A 20,687-nucleotide genomic window follows, 5' to 3' on the forward strand; every position below is an offset into this window, starting at 1 on the left:
TGATGTCCCATACTAAAAATTTAATCTGCATTGTGTTGCTGTTGTTGTCATGCAGTGGATCAGTCAGATCCCAAGATGAGACAGAAAAAGCCGCCGAACCATCTACTTGGACTGACACCCAGCAGCAAATAGAAGTCAGTCAAAAAGTCAGTGATGAAGCCATCAAAGACAGGTTCAGTAACATACTTAAAGTCAGTGAGCGCATCAAAGAAGCGAAAGTTACCGTCACCGAAGGGGTGCTGGTACTTGAGGGTTGGACCCAAGATTCTGATAATAAAGCATGGGTTGATGCGGCTGCCAACCGCACCGAAGGTGTGATTGCGGTGGTTAACAACATAGAAGTGCGCATGCCTGAGCAATGGGATTTGGATCCTGCGGTCAATGAGGCGGTGAATTTGTATGAAAAGTTCATCCGTTCTTTGCCCAAACTCAGCATCGCACTGATTGTGCTTTTGCTGACCTGGTTGGTGGCTAAAGTGATTGTTTCTATGGCCACGAGATTATTGGCCAATAAAATTCACAATCCGTTCGTCTTACGCATGGGTTCTCGATTGTTTGCGGTGCCTGTTGTGGTGGTTGGCATTTACATGGTGCTGCAATTAACAGGTTTAACCAACTTAGCAGTCACAGTGATTGGTGGTACCGGGTTACTGGGTTTGGTGATTGGTATCGCATTCAAAGACATTGCCGAGAATTTTTTGGCCAGTGTGTTAATCAGCGTGCAGCGACCATTTAAGATTGGTGATTACATCGTGGTCGATGGACACCAAGGCGTGGTTCAAAGTGTGACAACCAGAGGTACGGTCATCATGACCTTGGAAGGCAACCACATCCACATACCCAATGCCATCATTTATAAAAATACCATCGTAAATGTCACCGCCAACCCCAACATCCGCAAAACCTTCGTGGTAGGTATTGGCTACGGCGATAACATTTCCAATGCCCAAGCCATAGCAGGGAAAGTACTGCAAAACCACCTGGCTGTTCTCGATCAGCCTGAGCCCCAAGTATTGGTCGACACGCTGGGGGCGGCGACGGTTAACTTGAAAGTGTATTTTTGGGTGAATGGAGAAAAGCACAGTGCCACCAAGGTCAAATCCGCAGTCATACGCCTGATCAAGAAAGCTTTTGATGAGGCTGAAATTTCAATGCCTGATGAGGCTCGAGAAGTGGTCTTTCCCGAGGGCATTAACATCACTCATGCTCAACAGCAATCGAGTGAAAAACAACATGCAAAAACTTCAGTTGAGCCCGAACACAATGCCACAGAGGCCGACTTATCAAACGATGTTGATGACATCAGGAAGCAATCAGCTGAAAACCAATTGAGCGATTCAGACAATAATTTGATCAAAGATGAATGATTAAAGTTTGTCTGATTTTAATATTGCTGCTGAATCAAAGGTTGGCAGCGGCTGAACAATTAAATATTGCAGTGGCCAGTAATTTCCATGCCACTTTAAGTCATTTGGCAGTCTTATTCGAACAACAGTATGGGCATGAAATATTAATCAGTGCCGGGGCCACCGGACAGTTGTATGCACAGATCAAACAGGGCGCCCCTTTCGATGTGCTGATGGCTGCAGACATCAAGCGCCCTGCCATGTTGGTGTCGCAAAACTTGGCCAATGAACTGACGGTTTATGCTACGGGTCAATTGGTGCTGGTGGCCAATGGCAGCGACAAACAGAGCTGTGAAGCCATGCTGACAGACAGCAGCATCAAGCACATCGCCATTGCTGACCCGAATCTAGCACCCTATGGCTTGGCAGCCAAACAATTCCTTCAGCACAAAAACTTGTGGCAACAATTAAGCAAGAAGTCAGTGATAGGTAATAATGTGGCACAAGCGATGCACATGGTAGCCAGTGGCAACGCGACAGTTGGACTGGTGGCTCGGTCACAGTTGGCAGATCACGCATTGTCAGCTGACCAATGCCAGTGGTTGGTTCCCACTCACCTGCATGCACCAATCGAACAGGGCATGGTTTTTCTCAAGCGCAGCCAAAAAAACCACATCTATCAGCAATTCAAAGTATTTCTTCAATCTCATATGGCCTTGGGTGTGATGCAACAGTACGGTTACTTGAAGGGCCCTGAATGAGTATGCAATGGCCTGATTTGACTGCTTTGTGGTTGAGTTTCAAGCTGGCTGGGTTGACCACTGTTGTATTGATTCTGTTGACCACGCCTTTGGCTTACTGGCTGGCTAAAACCCAATCAAAACTGAAACCGCTGATTGAAACTTTGGTGGCTTTGCCGATTGTCTTGCCACCGACAGTGATGGGCTTTTATTTGTTGGTGCTGCTGGGTCCCGATGGTTGGTTGGGCGCGTTTTGGGTCAGTGTTACTGGTTCTGCATTGACTTTTTCATTCAGCGGTTTGGTCATCGCTTCGGTTTGCTACAGTCTGCCTTTTGTGGTGCAACCCTTACAAAATGGTTTTGAAAGCATCAACCCAAGCATTCAGGATGCTGCTAAAACGCTGGGTACACGAGGAACGAGGCTGTTCTTCAAGGTCACTCTGCCATTGTCTAAAAGGGCATTTTTAACTGCTGCGGTGATGGGGTTTGCTCACACATTAGGGGAATTTGGCGTGGTACTGATGGTTGGTGGCAACATCCCAGGAGCAACCAAAGTCATTGCGATTGAAATTTACAATCAAGTTGAAATGCTTAACTATCCTCAAGCACATGTGCTTTCAGCAATTTTGTTGGTATTGGCGTTTGTAATGATTTTTGCGCTTTATTACCTGAACCAGTCAAATAAACCCAAGCAGGTCCAGTGATTGATAGGTTTTTTAATTTTTTTTATAAACACCGATAAAACTGACTGTTTTCTGTGCTTGAAGCTTTTAATATCAAGCCAAGCTATTATAATAAGACGCTTTTCATCGACAGGACTTTTTCATGGAACGATTCATTCTTATTATGCTTTTACTGGCCAGTCAAATGGTCAATGCCGATTTATTCAGCCCCAGTGAACAGTCACAGTTGCTTGACCAAGTTCATAGACTTGATTCAGCCACAGCAGGAAACAACAGCCTTCAGTTTTCACCACAGTTAATTGAGAGTCTTCAGTCCAAGCAAGTTGAATTGATTCAATACTTCGCTGATGCAGCAGTGCCAGAGGCAAAAAAGGCTGCTATCAAAGACTTGTATCAAGCCCTCAACCAAGCACTTTATGCAGCTGGTTTATCAAATCTCAATCAAGTCTCAAGCAGCGAAACCAACCACATGGGCGGTGATCAGGGCATCATCAGGGGGTTTGTCAGGAGTGCTGAAAATGAAAACCCATTAGACTATGCCCAAGTATATTTGTACAGTGATTCAGGTGTGTACATCAGCTATAAAAACACCGATTCTGTAGGTCGGTATATTTTCAGTGGTTTGGCTGATGGTGCTTATTTGGTATCAGCCTCAAAATCTAATAATTATGTGACTGAGTTTTATCCTGGAGACGCCTGTCCAGCAGGGCTGGGTATGGGCTGCCAACCCAATGAATTAACACCAATAGTTATCATTGATGGCCAACAACACGATCAAATCAATTTCAGCTTATCGAAAGAAGGAAAAATCACCGGTAACATCAGTGATCAAATTACCGGTGACGGCATCAACACAGAAGTCATGATTTATGATGCCAATTATGAATTTGTCGATTCGGTATACAGCAATTATTCAACCGGTGACTTCAGTTTTTATGTTGCAGATTCCAGTGCATACTTTATTTCGTTCACCTCTTCTCAGCACCGCTCACAGGTGTATGACAACATTGCTTGCAACAGTCAGCCTTGTGATTTCACCGCGGCCACAGCAGTGAGTGTTGAGGTGGCTGAAACGCTTGACTTGGGTGATATTACTTTGCTTCCATATGGTCGGTTAAAAGGCGATATCAAAGACTTTCAAGGTAACCCAATCACTACTTATTACAGGTCTGTTGAATTGTACGATGCCATCAACAATGGCTATGCTGGAGAGGCCAACGTGGATAATCAAGGCAACTGGCAATCCAGCCCACTAGCTGCTGGCTCGTATCATGTCAGGACCAGAGCCAATGACTATCTGGCCCAGTACTACTTGAATCAAAACTGTACGGGTTACAGCTACAATACATGTGATTCTGTCGACGCAACAGCAGTCAGTCATAATGGCACAAACGATCGCTCTGGCATCAACTTCAGATTACGTCCTGGTGCGAGGTTGCAGGGTAAAGTTTTTAATTCGCAAAATGAAACCACCTCTGCTCAAGTATACTTATATGATGCCAATGGTAATTATCTCTTCAGTGACTACACCAACAATGATGGTTTTTTTGAGTTCACAGGTTTGGGCGCTGGCACTTATTACTTATCTGGACACAACAACGAACACCAAACCACCATGCACCCGTCCATTGTTTGCTCTGACATTTCCGGTTTCGGTGAGCGCTGTGAATCGGCAACAGAAGGTAACCCCATAACCATCGATGCCTCCAGTGCAATTAATAAAAATATATTCTTAAAAGTTGGTGCCACGGTCAAAGGCATGGTCACCGACAACAACAATACGCCACTTGAAAATGTGCGTGTTGTTTTCAACGGTGACAACTACGATAGATCTGTATACACTCAGTCAGATGGTAGCTATGAAATATCTAACCTACGAGCCGGTAATTATTATTTAAGGGCCAGTAAAGACCGTTATGCCAGCGTAGTCTGGCCTAATTATTTATGTACCAGTGCTTTTTCATGTGATGACTCTCAAGGAACAGCAGTAACAGTAGCTGGAAATTCGACCTACCTGAATAGAAATTTTTCACTGCCTGAGTTGGGTACGATTTCATTTAATATCAATGATCGCAATGGTCAAGCCGTCACCAATGGTTCCGTAACGGTGTATAACGACAACAACCAATACATAGGAAATTATGGCTTGGATGACTCAGGCCAGATGGAAGCTGGGCTTTATCCTGACAATTACTATTTCATCTTTGATGCTGGTTATTCCAGTGGCTACATTGATCATATTTATGGTGCGGGTAATTGCTATCAAAATTGTCAGGCCACCAATGGCACACCGCTCTCAGTTAACTACGGTCAAAACAGAAGTTTTAACATGATTGTTGATAAAGCATTTGTTTTGAGGGGGACGGTTACTGCAGAGGCAAATACTGGAAATAACTGGAAATACATCAAGGTCTATCAGAATGATCAATTGTTATTTACCAGAAAAATTCATGGTGGAACAACTTATGAAGAATTGATTCGGTATACAGGTCAAATCAAAGTGGAGGCTTATCAATTGGGTCATTATTCACAGTATTACCAAGGTGTAGAGTGCTACGGCGATGAATGTGGATTGAGCCAAGCCACAAATATCAATGTCAGCCCCAACCAATCCAGAACCATAGATTTTGATTTGAATGTGATTAATCACATCAAGGGTCGAATCACCAACAGCATTGGACAGCCGCTGTCAGGAATCCAAGTGCGGGCCTATAAGAACAACGGCTGGGATGATCAATACGCCACCACCGATGCCAATGGTAGGTATGAAATTTTTGGACTGGTCCCGGGTGATTACAACCTGCGTGCGACCACCGACGGCATAAATGAGTCGACCCTGTATGGCAACGTGCCTTGCCCAAGCCCTTGTAATTATAATCAGGCTCAAGCCATCACAATGGGTGAGGGCGACTTCTTGACCAATTTCAACATCACCATGCGGCCCAGAGGTGGAATTGACATCAATGGTACCGAGTATGTCAATGGCGGTCTCGCTGGTGATGTTGATATCCGCTTCATCAGCCAAACCACTGGCAACGATTATTATGCAGAGACTGATGAAACGGGCAGTATCGATGAAATATTTTTGCCAGCAGACAGTTACCGCATATTGGCCTCACATGGCTCATACAGCGGGCGAATATATACTGCATACCCGAATATTGAATGCGCGTCTAATAACACCGAAGCTTGCTTGGACTTGAGTCCCACCTTTATCGTAAATTCCGCTACATCGCACGTCATTGATGATTTCAAAGTCAATGAAAGGGGCAAAGTGTTGGCACAAGTGGTTGATGAAACAACCGGTCAACCCATTTCGGGTATTGAAGTCCAACTGATTAATGCCGAATTGGATGTGCTCATGCAATCCAATACTTCAGACGGGACGGCAGTTTTGAGCAATATCAGCAGTGGCTTGTATTATGTTTTTGCTTATGCCGATGGCAATGATGCCCATCAATCTGAACTGTTTGATGGTGTTGATTGTGGTCGCGGATTGGGTATTGACTGTATCTTGTCGCAAGGCAGTTTGGTCTCTGTTGAAGTCAATTCTGAACGCAATATTAACTTTTCCTTGCAGCAGAAACCAAGTGTTGTGGTTCATTTGAAAAATGCTCACACAGGTGATGCAATTTATGGCGACATCAGGGTATTTGATACCAGTGGCAGTTTGGTGCGCAGTACCAATGGCCAAGGTGCCGTTTCTATTCCGGTCAATCGTGGCCAATACTACATCACTGGTTCTGCATCAGATTACAACGCCAAGGTCTACCCAATTGGAGATTGCAGTAGTCCGTGGAATTTATCGGGCTGTGATCTCACAGCTGCAACTTTGATTGGTGTTGATGATCAGGATCAGTCCATTGATTTGGGCTTGGATTTAATCGAGGGAATCAATGGTTCGGTAATCAATGGGTACACCGGTGAGCCGATGGCCGGTGTGGTGATAGATTTTTGGCGCAATTCTGGCAGCATCAGCGCTTCAACCATTACCAACCAAGAAGGGAAGTTTTCACAGAATCTTTATGGCTATTATGACTACTTAATAAGTACTGATATTCCGGCTTCATCAGGGCTTTACAACGAAGTTTACAACAACAAACAATGTGTGGATGGTCCTGCAGTCATGAATTTGTGTGATCCAGAAATTGGTGATTGGGTTGAAATTGAAAGCACATTGAACCAACCCACCATGATCGAGTTTCAATTACAGGCAGATGACATATTTAACGCCAGTTTTGAATTGAACTGAGCGCTATGGCGCCGCTAGGCGGCGCCTGTTTTCTATTGATAAGGCTCATTGTGCAGTGCTAAAAAGTGTAACAATTGATGCCAGTTGATGTGAATGCAGTGCTGCTCATTAAACTTCACCGTGATGGCATTATTTGTGATTCTTACGTTTGATGATTTTGCAGGAGTCGTTAATTTGTGGGATGTTTGAAGTTGTGATCAGTAAACCATCGGCTTGCATTGAGTTTTCGAAATACCCATTAGCATGAAACAGTAATTCTCCTTGTGAAGTGGCTGTCATGGTTTTGTTCTCGAAGGTATAAGTGCCGTGGTGCTCTCCCTTTGTAATGTATTCATAGCCTTGGTCTGTTTCAGCGAATTGCTCAATAACCAACTTAAAAAAGTTGTCTTGAAAAGTAGTGAAAGTGATAGAGAAACTGTTACATGTGTTGGTGAATATGTCGACCATCTTGGGTGTGTGGGTTGGGAAATACAAACCTGCTGAATCGGTATAAAATTGATTTCTCCCATGGGCTAAAGTGGTCTGAATGTTTTGCTCAACAGCCGCTTCAACCTTGCCAATCGGAAAAGCAAGGGCACTGACCAGTGTCAGTTGATGAAACTCAGAAGTCAGGTTGTTTTGTTTGATGACTTTAATCCCGCTGTTTTTAAGTTTTTTTTGCAGCTGGTCAAATTGTTCATCATCGGCACCTATCACATAAAGTCGGTGTTGACTGCAACCCATGCAAAACAGCAAGGTTAAAAAAATAATTCGCACTTGATAACTTTCCAGTTAATAGTCAAAGAAGCATGATATCACATCCAATCAGTGTCGCCCTATGTTGTTAAAAGCATGTCCTGAATCCGCTCTATATAACAGCTTGATGTAGGTCAATGCGAATAAATGTATCTTGATTAAACTCCCTTCTAATGAGATACATGGGAGAACAGAGATGAACAAGAAAAAAAATTATGTATTGGCTGCTTTGGGACTGGGTATGATGAGTTTACCTGTCTGGTCAGCCGAGTCTTTGAGCGAAGCATTCAATTCGGGTGACGCCAACTTATCATTCAGATACCGCCTTGAACATGTCGATCAAGATGGTTTCGATCGTAATGCCAATGCATCAACACTGTTAACACGATTGGACTACAAAACGGCCACCTACAAAGGCTTCAACTTTTTCATCGAAGCCGATAATGTGATGGAAGTGTTTGGCGATAATTACAATGCTGCAGCAGGCAATACGCCTAACAATGGGCAATACCCAGTGGTGGCCGATCCAACTGGAACGGAAATCAACCAAGCTTGGTTTAATTATGCCTTCAATGCAAACAATGACCTCAAAATCGGACGACAAAGAATTATTCTCGATAACCAAAGGTTTGTCGGTGGTGTGGGTTGGCGCCAAAATGAACAAACCTATGATGCGGTTTCTTTCAACAGCAAAATAGCCGGCAGCAAATTATTTCTGTCATATATTGAAAACGTCAACCGCATCTTCGGCGAGGATGTAGCCGCCGGTGACCATGATAACCAGAGTTTTTTGGCCAACTGGTCAAACACATGGCAAGACCGTCATCAACTGACAACTTATTATTACAACCTTGATAATCAGGATGCAGCGGCTTTTTCTACCGCAACTTTTGGCGCTGCATTCAAAACCCATTGGCCATTGGCTGCACATAAGATGACATTCGGTGCTGAATTTGCCTCACAATCAGATGCCCACAATAATCCAGTTAACTATGATGCCAATTACCTGCGCTTGGATTTGGGCTTAGCACTTGAAAAAGTGACTTTTTTTACAGGCTATGAAGTGTTGGAAGGCGATACCAACCAAGCTGGTGCGGCATTCAGAACACCACTGGCTACATTACATGCATTCAATGGCTGGGCTGATCAATTTTTAGCCACGCCAAACCAAGGCTTGGAAGATGTTTTCATTGGCGCCAAAGGCAATATAGAGGGTTTTAATTGGCAAGTCATCTACCACCAGTTTGATGCTGAAAGTGGATCAGGTGATTTTGGCAATGAACTGGATTTCTCGGTGGCTAAAAAGCTCAATAAAAATTTCTCAATGTTGTTTAAAGCCGCACAATACGATGCGCAAGACATCAAAACAGACAGCAATAAATATTGGCTGATGCTGAGTGCAAAATACTGAGTTTTAGTCAATAAAACAACCGTGAAATGGGGTTGTGCCTAGCGACCGCGTTTATTTTGAACGCGGTTTTTTTTACTTAATTTTCGCTGATTGACCTACATCAAGGCAGCTGGGTTTATAAAAAAATAACATAAGGCATCCGTAACATATCATGGCATAAGGCAACGATTTATGGCGGCTTAATCACAATAATTGAGGTCACAATGAAAGAAGCATTCACTAAAAGTATGGCCAGGAACATTTACTACGGGGGCTCCTTGTTCTTCGTGTTGTTGTTCATTGGGCTGACTGTAGACACACACAGGAAAATCCCTAAAACCGATAACTCTCAAGCCATCACTGAATCGGTGGCACATGGCAAACGTGTTTGGGAAGAAAACAATTGTGTCGGTTGTCATACCCTGTTGGGAGAAGGGGCTTATTTCGCACCTGAATTGGGTAATGTATACGAGCGTTTTGGTAACAGCAAAGAGGCCATCAAAGCCTTTATCAAAAGTCGTCCCGTCAATGGTATCCCGGGTCGCAGGAGCATGCCGCAGTTTAATTTAACCGAAGAAGAATTAGATGCGATAGCAGATTTCTTGGAATACACCAATGGCATAGATACCCAAGATTGGCCACCCAACATACAAGGATAAAGGAGCGAAACATGACTTATCAATCACAAGCAGTATCAAAACTTTACTTCATGGCAGCCATCGGTTTGTTTGTCGGACAAATTTTGTTTGGTGTCATTCTCGGCTTACAGTATGTCATCGGTGACTTCTTATTTCCTGCCATCCCTTTCAACGTGGCGCGTATGGTTCACACCAATTTACTCATCGTTTGGTTGTTATTTGGCTTTATGGGCGCTGCCTATTATATGGTGCCTGAGGAGTCGCAACGGGAACTACACTCGGTCAAATTGGCTAAGCTGCTATTCTGGGTATTTTTGGGCGCAGGAGTGCTGATTATTTTGGGTTACCTACTGGTGCCTTACGCAAAATTGGCTGAAATGACTGGCAATTCATTCTTGCCTACCATGGGTAGGGAATTCCTCGAACAGCCGACCATTGGCAAAATAGGCATTGCTTTGGTTTGTGCAGGTTTCCTTTATAACATTGCGGTCACTGTTTTATCAGGTCGAAAAACAGTCATCAACATGGTGTTGTTAACTGGTTTGCTTGGTTTGGTCCTGTTGTGGTTCTTTTCATTTGTTAATCCTGAAAATTTGGTTTTGGATAAATACTATTGGTGGTGGGTCGTACATTTATGGGTTGAAGGGGTCTGGGAGTTGATTTTGGGCTCACTGCTGGCTTTCGTTTTAATTAAGACCACCGGTGTTGATCGTGAAGTGATTGATAAATGGTTGTACCTGATCATTGCCATGGCCCTCATCACCGGCATCATTGGTACTGGCCATCATTACTTTTGGATAGGCACACCCAGTTACTGGCTTTGGTTTGGTTCGATATTTTCCGCATTGGAACCCATTCCATTTTTTATGATGACGTTGTTTGCCTTTAATATGGTTAACAAGAGACGACGAGACCACCCTAATAAAGCAGCCACTTTGTGGGCATTGGGCACCGGTGTGATGGCGTTCTTGGGTGCAGGTGTCTGGGGTTTTCTTCATACTTTAGCTCCAGTCAATTACTTCACTCATGGCACCCAGATCACCGCTGCTCACGGCCACATGGCTTTTTATGGTGCTTATGTGATGGTGGTGTTATGCATCATTTCCTATGCCATGCCCAAACTGAGAGGGCGTGTGGCTAATTCAAACAAAGCCCAAGTGGTGGAAATGTGGGCGTTTTGGATGATGACTGTATCAATGGTTTTTATCACCTTGTTTTTAACGGCCGCTGGCATCCTACAGGTTTACTTACAACGCATGAGTGAGACACCGCTGCCGTTCATGGTGGTGCAGGACAAAATGGCATTTTTCTATTGGATGCGAGAAGTGGCTGGAGTGATTTTCTTACTTGGTTTGATTGTCTATCTGGTGAGCTTCTTTATCAAAGGAGAAACTGAAAAAGCACCCAAATTAGTGCGTGATCCAGCGGCCTTTGAATCACAATAAATGTGCTTTAACTGAGGAGATTGAGGCATGAAAGTGATCACGAAAATAGACCAGGATAAAGCCACATATTATCAACCTCAAGGTGAGGAAGTGGCGTTGTTTACTCATGCTTGGCAACAGCAACTGCCAGTCTTATTAAAAGGGCCTACTGGGTGTGGTAAGACGCGTTTTGTGCAACACATGGCCGATAAACTGGGTAAGAAGTTATATACAGTTGCCTGTCATGATGATTTAAGCGCGGCTGATTTAATCGGCCGCCATTTAATTGGTAGTGATGGTACTTATTGGCAAGATGGGCCTTTGACCAGAGCGGTCAGAGAGGGCGCCATTTGTTACCTAGATGAGGTGGTCGAAGCACGTAAAGACACCACTGTAGTTATTCACCCTTTAACGGACGACCGCCGCATACTGCCGATTGACCGCACCGGTGAAATCATCAAAGCAGCCAGTGGTTTCATGTTGGTGGTCTCCTATAACCCAGGTTATCAAAACTTACTCAAAGGCATGAAACCATCTACCAGACAACGTTTTGTTGCGATGCGTTTTGATTACCCTGATGCGGCAACTGAAGTTAAAATTGTGGCCAAAGAGAGCGGTTGTGATATTTGTTTGGCAACTGAGTTGGTGACAATAGCAGGTCATCTGCGTCAATTAAAAGACCATGATTTGGAAGAATCAGCCTCAACTCGATTGTTGATATACACTGCCCAATTAATCCAGCATGGTCTTGCAGTTACTGAGGCTTGTCGGGCAGCATTGATTGAACCATTGACCGATGATGAAGAGACAGTATCTGCATTGATGCGGGTCGTTGAAGCTAAATTTGTTACTGAATAGTGTATTAATTATTCATGATTGAAGTAGAGAATCAAATGCACGGTAAGGCTGTAATGGCTTACGGTTTGATGTTGTTGAACTTGCTATTTCCTGTTGTGGTGTATTTGTTTTTAACTGGCATGTGGGTGAAACATCGAAGCAGTGAAGATCAATTGCTTTGTGTTGCGGTAAACCAAGCGTGGATGGCTGCCAGTTTGTCGACCTTGATATTTGTTGGTGAAAATATCCTCATACTGTCACTGGCGCAATACAAAAGTACATTTGCTTTGATATCTTTTGAAATTTATTATATTTTTGTGGTGCCCATTTTCTTGATTCCAGGGCTGCTGGGATTGGTTAAAAGTAATGTCAACAAGGTTTATTATTTCCCTGTTCTGGGTCGGTGGTTTAAGTGAGTATTGGTGTTTTCGATAAATGTTTTTATTACTCAACGCACAGGTGGTGACATGGAAGAATGGGTAGGCCAGAAGTGGCATCACTACATCACAAAAAAAAGCAGCTTTCATTATCCCAAAGCGGTCATTAATTTAGTCGACATCAGCAAAAGCTTAGCGGTTTTTTTTCGCGCTTTGGGTGGTGATGCGGGTATGACTCTGGGGCATACTTCTGCGCTCAAGAATCACAGCCACCGCAACTGGGTACAAAAGATTTCTGGAACGGGTAAAAAATCAGAATCAGGACATTTCAACAATGATCACTTTTATTTGCCTGAAAAGATAGATTACTTTCCTGACCAAAAAAGCAACGTAGATTTATACTATTGGTTAGCAGCCATAGGCAGTTTTAATCACTCGCCAATGGCTGATAAGGTCATAGAGCACAATCAGCTATTAACGCATTTGGCCTTACAACAATGGCCAGGTTTAAAGCCTCTATATCAACGTTTGCTTGATGCCCAATTACAACAAAGACCAAGCATTAAATCATTGCCTGCTGTTGTTCAACCAGCTGAAATCGCCCTACAAGGGGTGTTAAAAAATCCACACAGTTACCGTGTAGGTCGTTATGACCCAGATCACATGCCTGCGCCAGTTAAGCTTTGGTTGCGACCTTTATCGCTGAGTCAGGCACTTAGTTTAAGCCGCAATGAGCCCTCAGAGCAAAAACCAGCTGAGTTAAGTGATGCGATCAAAAAAGCACAGAAAAATAAACGTTACCAAGCTGAAGATGTTGCCGATAATGATGGCAAAGACGGTTTTATCTCATTCCGTTTAGAAAGCATGTTTTCTTGGTCTGAATTTATTAATGTAGACCGCACTGAGGATGACAGTGATGATGAAGATGCTTTTCGCGTGGCCGATGACTTGGATCAACTGAGTATAAACCAAGGTGAGACCAGCCACAAACTACGCCTGGATTTGGATTTACCCGCAAGTGATTACGATGATGTGCTAATCGAGCAAGGCATTATGCTGCCCGAATGGGACTACAAAAAACAAATCTATCATGCCAATTACTGTGCCTTACAGCTGATGCAATTGAGGGTGGATGAGAAAACTCAGTGGTCAGAAACGTTAAAACAACAGGCAAGCCTGCTAAAGAGACAATTTGAAGCGCTGAAACCAGTTAGTACTTGGCATAACCGTCAGGCCGATGGCGAAGAAATAGACCTCAATGCCGTTTTAGATTTTAAAGCAGATCAGCAACTGCGCCAACAACAAACAGAATCACTGTTGTACCGGCAACAAAAAAAACAAAACAGGGATTTATCGAGTTTGATTTTGACCGATCTATCGCTGTCAACAGATGCCCATGTCAATGATGAGAAGAAAGTCATAGATGTGATTAAAGAGGCATTGTATTTGTTGTCATCTGGACTGGATGCTGCAGGTGAGCGATTTGCCATAGCTGGGTTCACCTCAAAAAAACGCAGTCAAGTGCGATACTACAACATAAAAGGTTTTGATGATGCCTTTGATGCGTATTGTGAGGAAAAAATTCAAGCCATGAAGCCAGCTTACTACACCCGCATGGGTACTGCCATCAGGTATGCCAGCGAACAGCTAAAACAGCAACAGAGCCAGCAGAAGCTATTGTTAATTTTAACCGACGGTAAACCCAATGATCTAGACAAATATGAAACTCGCTATGGCTTAGAGGATACCAAAAAGGCAGTTCAGGAAGCCCGAGATATGGGTCTGACCCCGTTCTGTGTCTCGATTGATTATGAAGCTTCAACTTACTTGCCTTATTTATTCGGTGCTCAAGGGTTCATTCATTTAAATAATGCCTTGGATTTACCAAGAAAATTGCCTAAGTTATTTTTTCAGTTAGTTACTTGAAAATCATCACCCAGGTTTTTTATCAATTCTTGGGCTTATTAACAGTTTAGAGTATTTGATTAAATACAAGGCAAAAGCAGCACTCCACATAACAGCTGCGACCACATAAACATAAGCGATGTCCATACCAAGTTTTGTACCGAAAACTCGAATAATGAAAGCCGCAAAAACCAGTAAAAAAGCCACAGTGACGGTTTTTCCAACAACAATTTTTCTTCCAGTATGGCCCAGCGATACCCTTGATATCATGGCTAAAATCATTAAGCTGATGGCACCAACAGTCAAAGTATGAATGGCTTGCGAGCGATTAAAAATATCACTGACCAAGCTTAAAGCAAAGAGCAAATAACCCAATGGAATACAGGCGTAACTGAGGTGTAAAGACCACACCAATGGTGTGCGTAATGTAACCCAAAAACGCCATCTGAATAGCCTGATAAAATGTATCAGTGCTGCCGATGTGAATAGTCCAGCCAACCATTTTGCTGGCAATGCCAAGGGTAAGAACTGCAATAATACGAGTGCCAATACACTGAGTATTGAAAACCATTCTAGTATGGGTATAGTGCCTACTCGAGGGGTTTGTGTACTATTAGCAGTGAACATCGGAATGACACGGCCGCCAAGTATAACCATCAGCAGAGTCACTAAAAAGACTTGCTGATTGGTGGCGCGGATAAGATGAGTGGGATCGCTGAGGTAAGTGGCGCAGTGCATCAGACCATTGGCATAAGTCATTAACAACAAAATGGGCAGAAAAATTAAATTTCGCCACATGCGTTTTTTAATAATTGGTATCGCCAAGAAAGCACCTGCTATGGGTAAGAAAGCCAAATCAATCAATGCAATCAAACCAGGGTTTAACCATGCGATGGCAAACATAAAAATGCGACCCATCAACCACAGCAATACCAAGCAAACCAAAGTTGAGCCATGTACACTGGGAAGTCCGGTCCAGGTCTTGACGGCAGTCAGTAAAAATCCAATCACAATGGCACCAACAAAACCAAACAGCATTTCATGTATGTGCCACCACATGATACCACCGTATACGTCCAAGTGCAGTTGGCCGTACAAGGATAATACCCACAACATGATATAACTCATGGCCAACAATGAGCCCATAAGAAAAAATGGTCGAAATGCCATGTTCAAGATGCTGATTTTATGGTTATGCACTGTTGTTGTTTGTTTGATGTTTAGTTTCATCTGATAAGGTTATTGCTTTGTGGAAAAATTTATCAATGTAGTTAAGCGTTCAAGCCGCTGTAAAAGTATTTAAAAATTAATATATTGCACTCAAAACTGATTCAAGTCATTGACTTAAATCAAGGTGTGTTCTCGAAAGTTATTGAAAAATGGTAAAGATAAATCAACAGCCATAACTGCTAATTTTTGAAACATTAGGTGCCAATATGATCAATCAAACAACCCCTGAGACAGAACAGGTTCACTTCACTGCGGAGCAGGCTTATGAGGCTGCGTTAAAATATTTTAAGGGAGATGACTTGGCCGCTCGGGTTTGGGTTAATAAATATGCTTTGAAAGACTCACATGGACACATTTATGAATTGACTCCAGATGACATGCACCAAAGGTTGGCAGCAGAAATTGCTCGGATTGAAAAAAGTTATAAGAATCCACTGTCAAAGTCTCAAATTTGTGATTTGATTAAGGATTTTAAATATTTAGTGCCACAAGGTGGTCCCATGACAGGCATAGGTAATCCTTATCAAATAGCATCTTTGTCAAATTGTTTTGTTATTGGAAACACCGGCTTGGCAGATTCCTACGGCGGTATTTGTAAAATAGATGAAGAGCAAGTGCAATTAATGAAACGCCGTGGCGGCGTGGGTCATGATTTATCACATGTTCGTCCGAAGGGGTCTGCCGTAAAAAATTCCGCCTTAACATCAACTGGCATCGTGCCCTTCATGGAGCGGTATTCAAACTCCACTCGTGAGGTAGCACAAGACGGACGACGTGGTGCATTGATGCTATCTGTGTCTATTGAGCACCCGGATGCTGAAGATTTTATTGATGCCAAGATGGAACAGGGTAAAGTCACTGGAGCCAATGTTTCAGTACGCATCGATGATGCTTTTATGCAAGCTGTGGTCAGTAACGCGATATATCAACAAAAATACCCCATCAACAGTCACGAGCCACAATTCACGCAAACCATCAAGGCCAAAAAACTGTGGAAAAAAATCATTCACAATGCCTGGCAGTCGGCAGAGCCGGGTATATTATTTTGGGACACCATCATCCGTGAATCGGTGGCTGACTGCTATGCGGAGATGGGTTTTGAGACCGTTTCCACCAACCCATGTGGTGAAATACCCTTGTGTTCCTATGACTCTTGTCGTTTGCTGGCGATTAATTTGTTTTCCTATGTCAAGCATCCGTTCACCCAATCAGCCAGTTTTGATTTTAAATTATTTAAAGAACATGCGGCACTGGCGTTGCGACTGATGGATGATATTATCGATTTGGAACTTGAGAAAATTGACCAAATCCTTGAAAAAATAGCCGCTGATCCTGAGTCCGATGAGGTCAAAAGGGTGGAACATGAATTGTGGCAAAAAATTAAGAAAAAAGCCGAACAAGGTCGCAGGACCGGTATAGGTATCACTGCAGAAGGAGATATGTTGGCAGCACTTGGCATTCGCTATGGCAGCCAAAAAGGTAACCAGTTCTCAGAACAAGTACACCAAACCCTGGCCGTTGAATGTTACCGCTCTTCGGTAAATATGGCCAAAGAAAGGGGTGCTTTTGCGGTGTATGACAGTCAACGTGAGGCCGGGAATCCATTCATCAAGCGCTTAAAAGCAGCGGATAAAGAGTTATACGATGACATGCTCAGTCATGGTCGGCGTAACATTGCGCTGTTGACCATTGCACCCACTGGCACCACCAGTTTAATGACCCAAACCACTTCAGGTATAGAACCGGTGTTTTTACCGGTCTACACACGTCGCCGCAAGGTTAATCCCAACGATAAAGATGTGCGCATTGATTTTGTGGATGAGGTGGGCGATTCATGGGAAGAATATGCGGTGTTTCACCCTCGTTTTAAACAATGGATGCAAATCAATGGCCATGATGTTGAAAGCCATTACAGTCAGGCACAAATACAAGCGTTGGTTGAACAATCTCCCTACCACCAAGCCACCGCGAATGATGTCGATTGGTTGAGTAAGGTACAGATGCAGGGCGCGGTGCAAAAATGGGTCGACCACAGCATCAGTGTAACCATTAATTTACCGGCTGATGTTGATGAAAATTTGGTCGACAAATTGTATATGGAGGCTTGGAAAGTCGGCTGTAAGGGTGTTACGGTATACCGAGATGGTTCTCGTTCTGGGGTGTTGGTAGCCACAGAGAATAAAACCGAAGGTTTGGTTGATTTTCCTACCAAGCGCCCGAGTGTGCTTGAAGCTGAGGTGGTACGTTTTCACAACAACAAGGAAAAATGGATTGCTTTTGTCGGTACCATTAACGACAAACCTTATGAAATATTTACTGGCCTAGCTGATGATGAGGATGGTTTATTCTTACCGACCAGCATCCAGTCTGGCTTGATCATCAAAAACACTCAGGCTGATGGCAGTTCGCGTTATGATTTTCAATTCACCAATAAACGGGGCTATAAAACCACCATTGAAGGTTTGTCGCATAAATTCAACCCAGAATACTGGAACTACGCCAAGTTAATTTCAAGCACTTTACGTCACGGAATGCCAATTGAAAAAGTGGTCGACTTAATCAATTCCTTACAATTAGACGGCACCACCATTAACACATGGAAAAATGGCGTCAGTCGAGCTTTGAAACGCTATATCAAAGATGGCACCAAAGTCAGTAAAGGTGTGTGTGAAAACTGCCAATCTAACGAACTGATCTACCAAGAGGGCTGCCTGATTTGCAAAAATTGTGGTGCTTCTCATTGTGGATGATTACCGATGATGAACTGGATATTATTTCGATTGCATTGTTGGCCACTTGATGCAGGTCAACGACTTCGGTTTGAGACTTTTCTAAAATAGACTTTACTGTTACAAAATGTCTATTAAAGTATGAAAAATAAAGTATGTTTTGGCATCTTCATGATGCTCAGTGGTTCAGTGGTGGCCCAAGAAAAGCCAACCACTGAAGAAATAGAAAACCTGGATGACTTGGTCGTGGTGGCTTATAAGCAGCCCAGGCCAGTACAAGAGGTGGTGGGTGATGTGGCGGTCATTTCAGCCGAGCAATTGACCAACACCATCAGTCAAGACATGGCATCTGCAATCAAGTATGAGGCCAATATTCAGATTGAAGATGGCGGCACTCGTTTTGGTACCTCAGGGGTGAATGTTCGAGGCATTGGCGATAATCGGGTGGCCATTGAAGTGGACGGCGTACCCAATGCCAAGTCTTTCGATTTAGGCTCTTATTCCTTTGCCACTGCCACTTTTCCAGAAATTGACTTGATTCAGCGAATCGAAGTTCTCAATGGTCCAGCATCGACCCTTTATGGCAGTGATGCTTTGGGTGGTATTGTGGCCATAAACACTTGGGAGCCAAATTTGTTATTGGCAGAAAAAGCCCAGGGTGAGACCAACTGGAATCGCTTGCGAGTGGGTTTTGATGGCAAGCGTCATAGCCGCTTTATCGGTTTAACCTCGGCATGGGGCTTGGATAATCATGGTTTATTGCTTTCAGTCACTCAGCGTGATGGAAAAGGCGTGGTTAATGAAAACTCTGATTTGGCCAAAGATGTTGCTGATTGGGATCGGCAGTCTTTATTTGGTAAATGGAGCATTGCTACCAATACCGGTAATCAGCTCACATTTGGACTGATGGCTAATCAGAAAGACCAGTTTACTGAGATTAATTCATTCATTGGTCAAGGACGATTTGCGCGCACCACTGCATTGAGTGGCGACGATGAATCGTCAGAACAGCAACTCAATTTCGATTATGAATTCACTGTAGATGGCCGTTATGCTGATGACGGACGGCTGCTTGTTTATCATGCCAATACGGATTTCGAACAGCACAGCTTTGAAACCCGTTTTTCCAGGCGAGGTACTCCTTTATTGCAACAGCGCCAATTTAATTTTGACAGTGCTCGCACAGGTTTAGAGTTGAATTTCACTCAATCAATCACTTCTGAGAACAGCCAACACCAACTGATTTATGGCTTTGAATTCATTCATTCTGAGGTACAAGAATCACGCGACGCGAGTGAAACCAATTTGCTCACCGGTGTTGTGAGCCAAACTGTTTTGGGTGAAACATTCCCGCTGCGAGATTTCCCACAAACAGATGTGCAAGAGTTGGGTTTGTTTATCCATGATGAAATTACTTGGGCAGATTCGCCATGGACGCTGGTGCCTGCTTTGCGCTTTGATCATTATGATTTATCACCCAAACGAGATGCTTTATTTGATAACGGGGCTGGTGACGTGCCAGTGGTTTCAATCAGGGCTTCGGATTTTTCACCCAAACTTGGTCTGTTATACGACATCAACCAGAGCACCAATTTCTATGCGCAGTATGTCCGTGGTTTCAGGGCACCGCCTTATGATGATGTCAACATAGGTTTCAGACTGGCGTTGTTTAATTATCAAGCCATACCCAACCCCGATTTAAAGTCAGAAACATCCGATGGGCTTGAATTTGGTTTGCGCCACAGTGGCAACCAATATGACCTCAGTTGGCATGTGTTTTATAACCAATACGATGACTTGATTGTCAGTCGAGATTTGATTGGTTTGGACCCTGATACACAGGCTCTGATTTTTCAGTCAAGAAACATTGAAGAGGCGAGTATATACGGTGCTGAAATGGACTATCATTGGCAAATCAATGAGCAGTTTTCTACGGCTTGGCAACTGGCTTGGACCCGCGGCGAAAATGACGTCACTAACCAACCTTTGAACAGTGTTTCACCACCCAAGGCGACTGGCTCATTGGCTTGGCAGTCAGTGAATGGTGAGTGGGATGCGACCCTTTATGGTGTATTCAGTCGTGCCCAAGAGCGGATTGATGACCCAGAATTAGAATTATTCAAAACCCCAGGTTTTGCCACTTTTGATTTGTTGGTTGGCCATAAACTCAGTCCCAGCAGTGAGCTGAGGTTTGGTTTGTTTAATTTAACCAATAAAAAATATTGGTTGTGGCAACAAGTCCGAAACTTCGATAACAACGACGCCATCATTGAGGCCATGACTCAAGCCTCCAGGCATTTAAAAATTTCATATTCTTATCAATGGTAATTGTGATTTTGCTGGTTGACCTATATCAATTACAACCACTTAACCAACAATTATTATGCAACAAAGAGTTATA

Annotated in this window: 14 protein-coding genes; 12 read left to right on the forward strand and 2 right to left on the reverse strand. The window is 43.5% G+C overall.

Annotated elements, in window-relative coordinates; all coding sequences use genetic code 11:
* Positions 1 to 2: 2 nt before the first annotated feature.
* From QNI24_RS03570 to QNI24_RS03585, 4 genes are all read left to right on the forward strand, one after another.
* On the forward strand, positions 3 to 1,367 hold the full coding sequence (locus QNI24_RS03570; RefSeq protein WP_267174911.1) for a mechanosensitive ion channel domain-containing protein: 1,365 nt from the start codon (positions 3 to 5) through the stop codon (positions 1,365 to 1,367).
* The gene (modA, locus tag QNI24_RS03575; protein ID WP_267174912.1) at positions 1,364 to 2,107 is read left to right on the forward strand and encodes a molybdate ABC transporter substrate-binding protein; all 744 of its coding nucleotides are present in this window, start codon (positions 1,364 to 1,366) and stop codon (positions 2,105 to 2,107) included. The genes QNI24_RS03570 and modA overlap by 4 nt, the downstream gene beginning before the upstream one ends.
* Positions 2,104 to 2,790, forward strand: coding sequence for a molybdate ABC transporter permease subunit (modB, locus tag QNI24_RS03580; protein WP_267174913.1), 687 nt, complete (start codon positions 2,104 to 2,106; stop codon positions 2,788 to 2,790). The genes modA and modB overlap by 4 nt, the downstream gene beginning before the upstream one ends.
* 121 nt (positions 2,791 to 2,911) lie before the next feature.
* Entirely contained in the window at positions 2,912 to 7,021 is a 4,110-nt protein-coding gene (locus QNI24_RS03585; RefSeq protein ID WP_267174914.1) for a carboxypeptidase-like regulatory domain-containing protein, read from the forward strand.
* A gap of 129 nt (positions 7,022 to 7,150) precedes the next feature.
* On the opposite strand, the gene QNI24_RS03590 is transcribed toward QNI24_RS03585, so the two are convergent.
* A complete protein-coding gene (locus QNI24_RS03590; RefSeq protein ID WP_267174915.1) occupies positions 7,151 to 7,744 on the reverse strand; it encodes a hypothetical protein in 594 nt (197 codons plus the stop codon).
* A gap of 208 nt (positions 7,745 to 7,952) precedes the next feature.
* On the opposite strand from QNI24_RS03590, the gene QNI24_RS03595 reads away from it, so the two are divergent.
* The 6 genes from QNI24_RS03595 (at position 7,953) to QNI24_RS03620 (ending at position 14,348) form a co-directional block, all read left to right on the forward strand.
* The gene (locus tag QNI24_RS03595) at positions 7,953 to 9,167 is read left to right on the forward strand and encodes an alginate export family protein (RefSeq protein ID WP_267174916.1); all 1,215 of its coding nucleotides are present in this window, start codon (positions 7,953 to 7,955) and stop codon (positions 9,165 to 9,167) included.
* Between the two features lie 203 nt (positions 9,168 to 9,370).
* On the forward strand, positions 9,371 to 9,805 hold the full coding sequence (locus tag QNI24_RS03600; protein WP_267174917.1) for a c-type cytochrome: 435 nt from the start codon (positions 9,371 to 9,373) through the stop codon (positions 9,803 to 9,805).
* A gap of 11 nt (positions 9,806 to 9,816) precedes the next feature.
* Positions 9,817 to 11,229: a cbb3-type cytochrome c oxidase subunit I gene (locus QNI24_RS03605; RefSeq protein ID WP_267174918.1), complete on the forward strand. Its 1,413-nt coding sequence runs from the start codon at positions 9,817 to 9,819 to the stop codon at positions 11,227 to 11,229.
* 27 nt (positions 11,230 to 11,256) lie between these two features.
* Positions 11,257 to 12,066: a CbbQ/NirQ/NorQ/GpvN family protein gene (locus QNI24_RS03610; protein ID WP_267174919.1), complete on the forward strand. Its 810-nt coding sequence runs from the start codon at positions 11,257 to 11,259 to the stop codon at positions 12,064 to 12,066.
* A gap of 14 nt (positions 12,067 to 12,080) precedes the next feature.
* Positions 12,081 to 12,461, forward strand: coding sequence for a hypothetical protein (locus QNI24_RS03615; protein ID WP_267174920.1), 381 nt, complete (start codon positions 12,081 to 12,083; stop codon positions 12,459 to 12,461).
* Positions 12,462 to 12,512: 51 nt separating this feature from the next.
* The gene (locus tag QNI24_RS03620) at positions 12,513 to 14,348 is read left to right on the forward strand and encodes a nitric oxide reductase activation protein NorD (protein ID WP_267174921.1); all 1,836 of its coding nucleotides are present in this window, start codon (positions 12,513 to 12,515) and stop codon (positions 14,346 to 14,348) included.
* A gap of 6 nt (positions 14,349 to 14,354) precedes the next feature.
* On the opposite strand, the gene QNI24_RS03625 is transcribed toward QNI24_RS03620, so the two are convergent.
* Positions 14,355 to 15,497 carry an NnrS family protein gene (locus QNI24_RS03625; protein ID WP_283708493.1) on the reverse strand — a complete coding sequence of 381 codons (1,143 nt, stop codon included), beginning with the start codon at positions 15,495 to 15,497 and terminating at the stop codon, positions 14,355 to 14,357.
* Between the two features lie 266 nt (positions 15,498 to 15,763).
* On the opposite strand from QNI24_RS03625, the gene QNI24_RS03630 reads away from it, so the two are divergent.
* Together QNI24_RS03630 and QNI24_RS03635 are read left to right on the forward strand one after the other, a co-directional pair.
* A complete protein-coding gene (locus QNI24_RS03630) occupies positions 15,764 to 18,307 on the forward strand; it encodes an adenosylcobalamin-dependent ribonucleoside-diphosphate reductase (protein WP_267174923.1) in 2,544 nt (847 codons plus the stop codon).
* A 120-nt stretch (positions 18,308 to 18,427) separates the two neighbouring features.
* On the forward strand, positions 18,428 to 20,614 hold the full coding sequence (locus QNI24_RS03635; protein ID WP_267174924.1) for a TonB-dependent hemoglobin/transferrin/lactoferrin family receptor: 2,187 nt from the start codon (positions 18,428 to 18,430) through the stop codon (positions 20,612 to 20,614).
* Positions 20,615 to 20,687: the final 73 nt, after the last annotated feature.

The sequence above is a fragment of the Marinicella marina genome, assembly GCF_030065545.1.
GTDB lineage: Bacteria > Pseudomonadota > Gammaproteobacteria > Xanthomonadales > Marinicellaceae > Marinicella > Marinicella marina.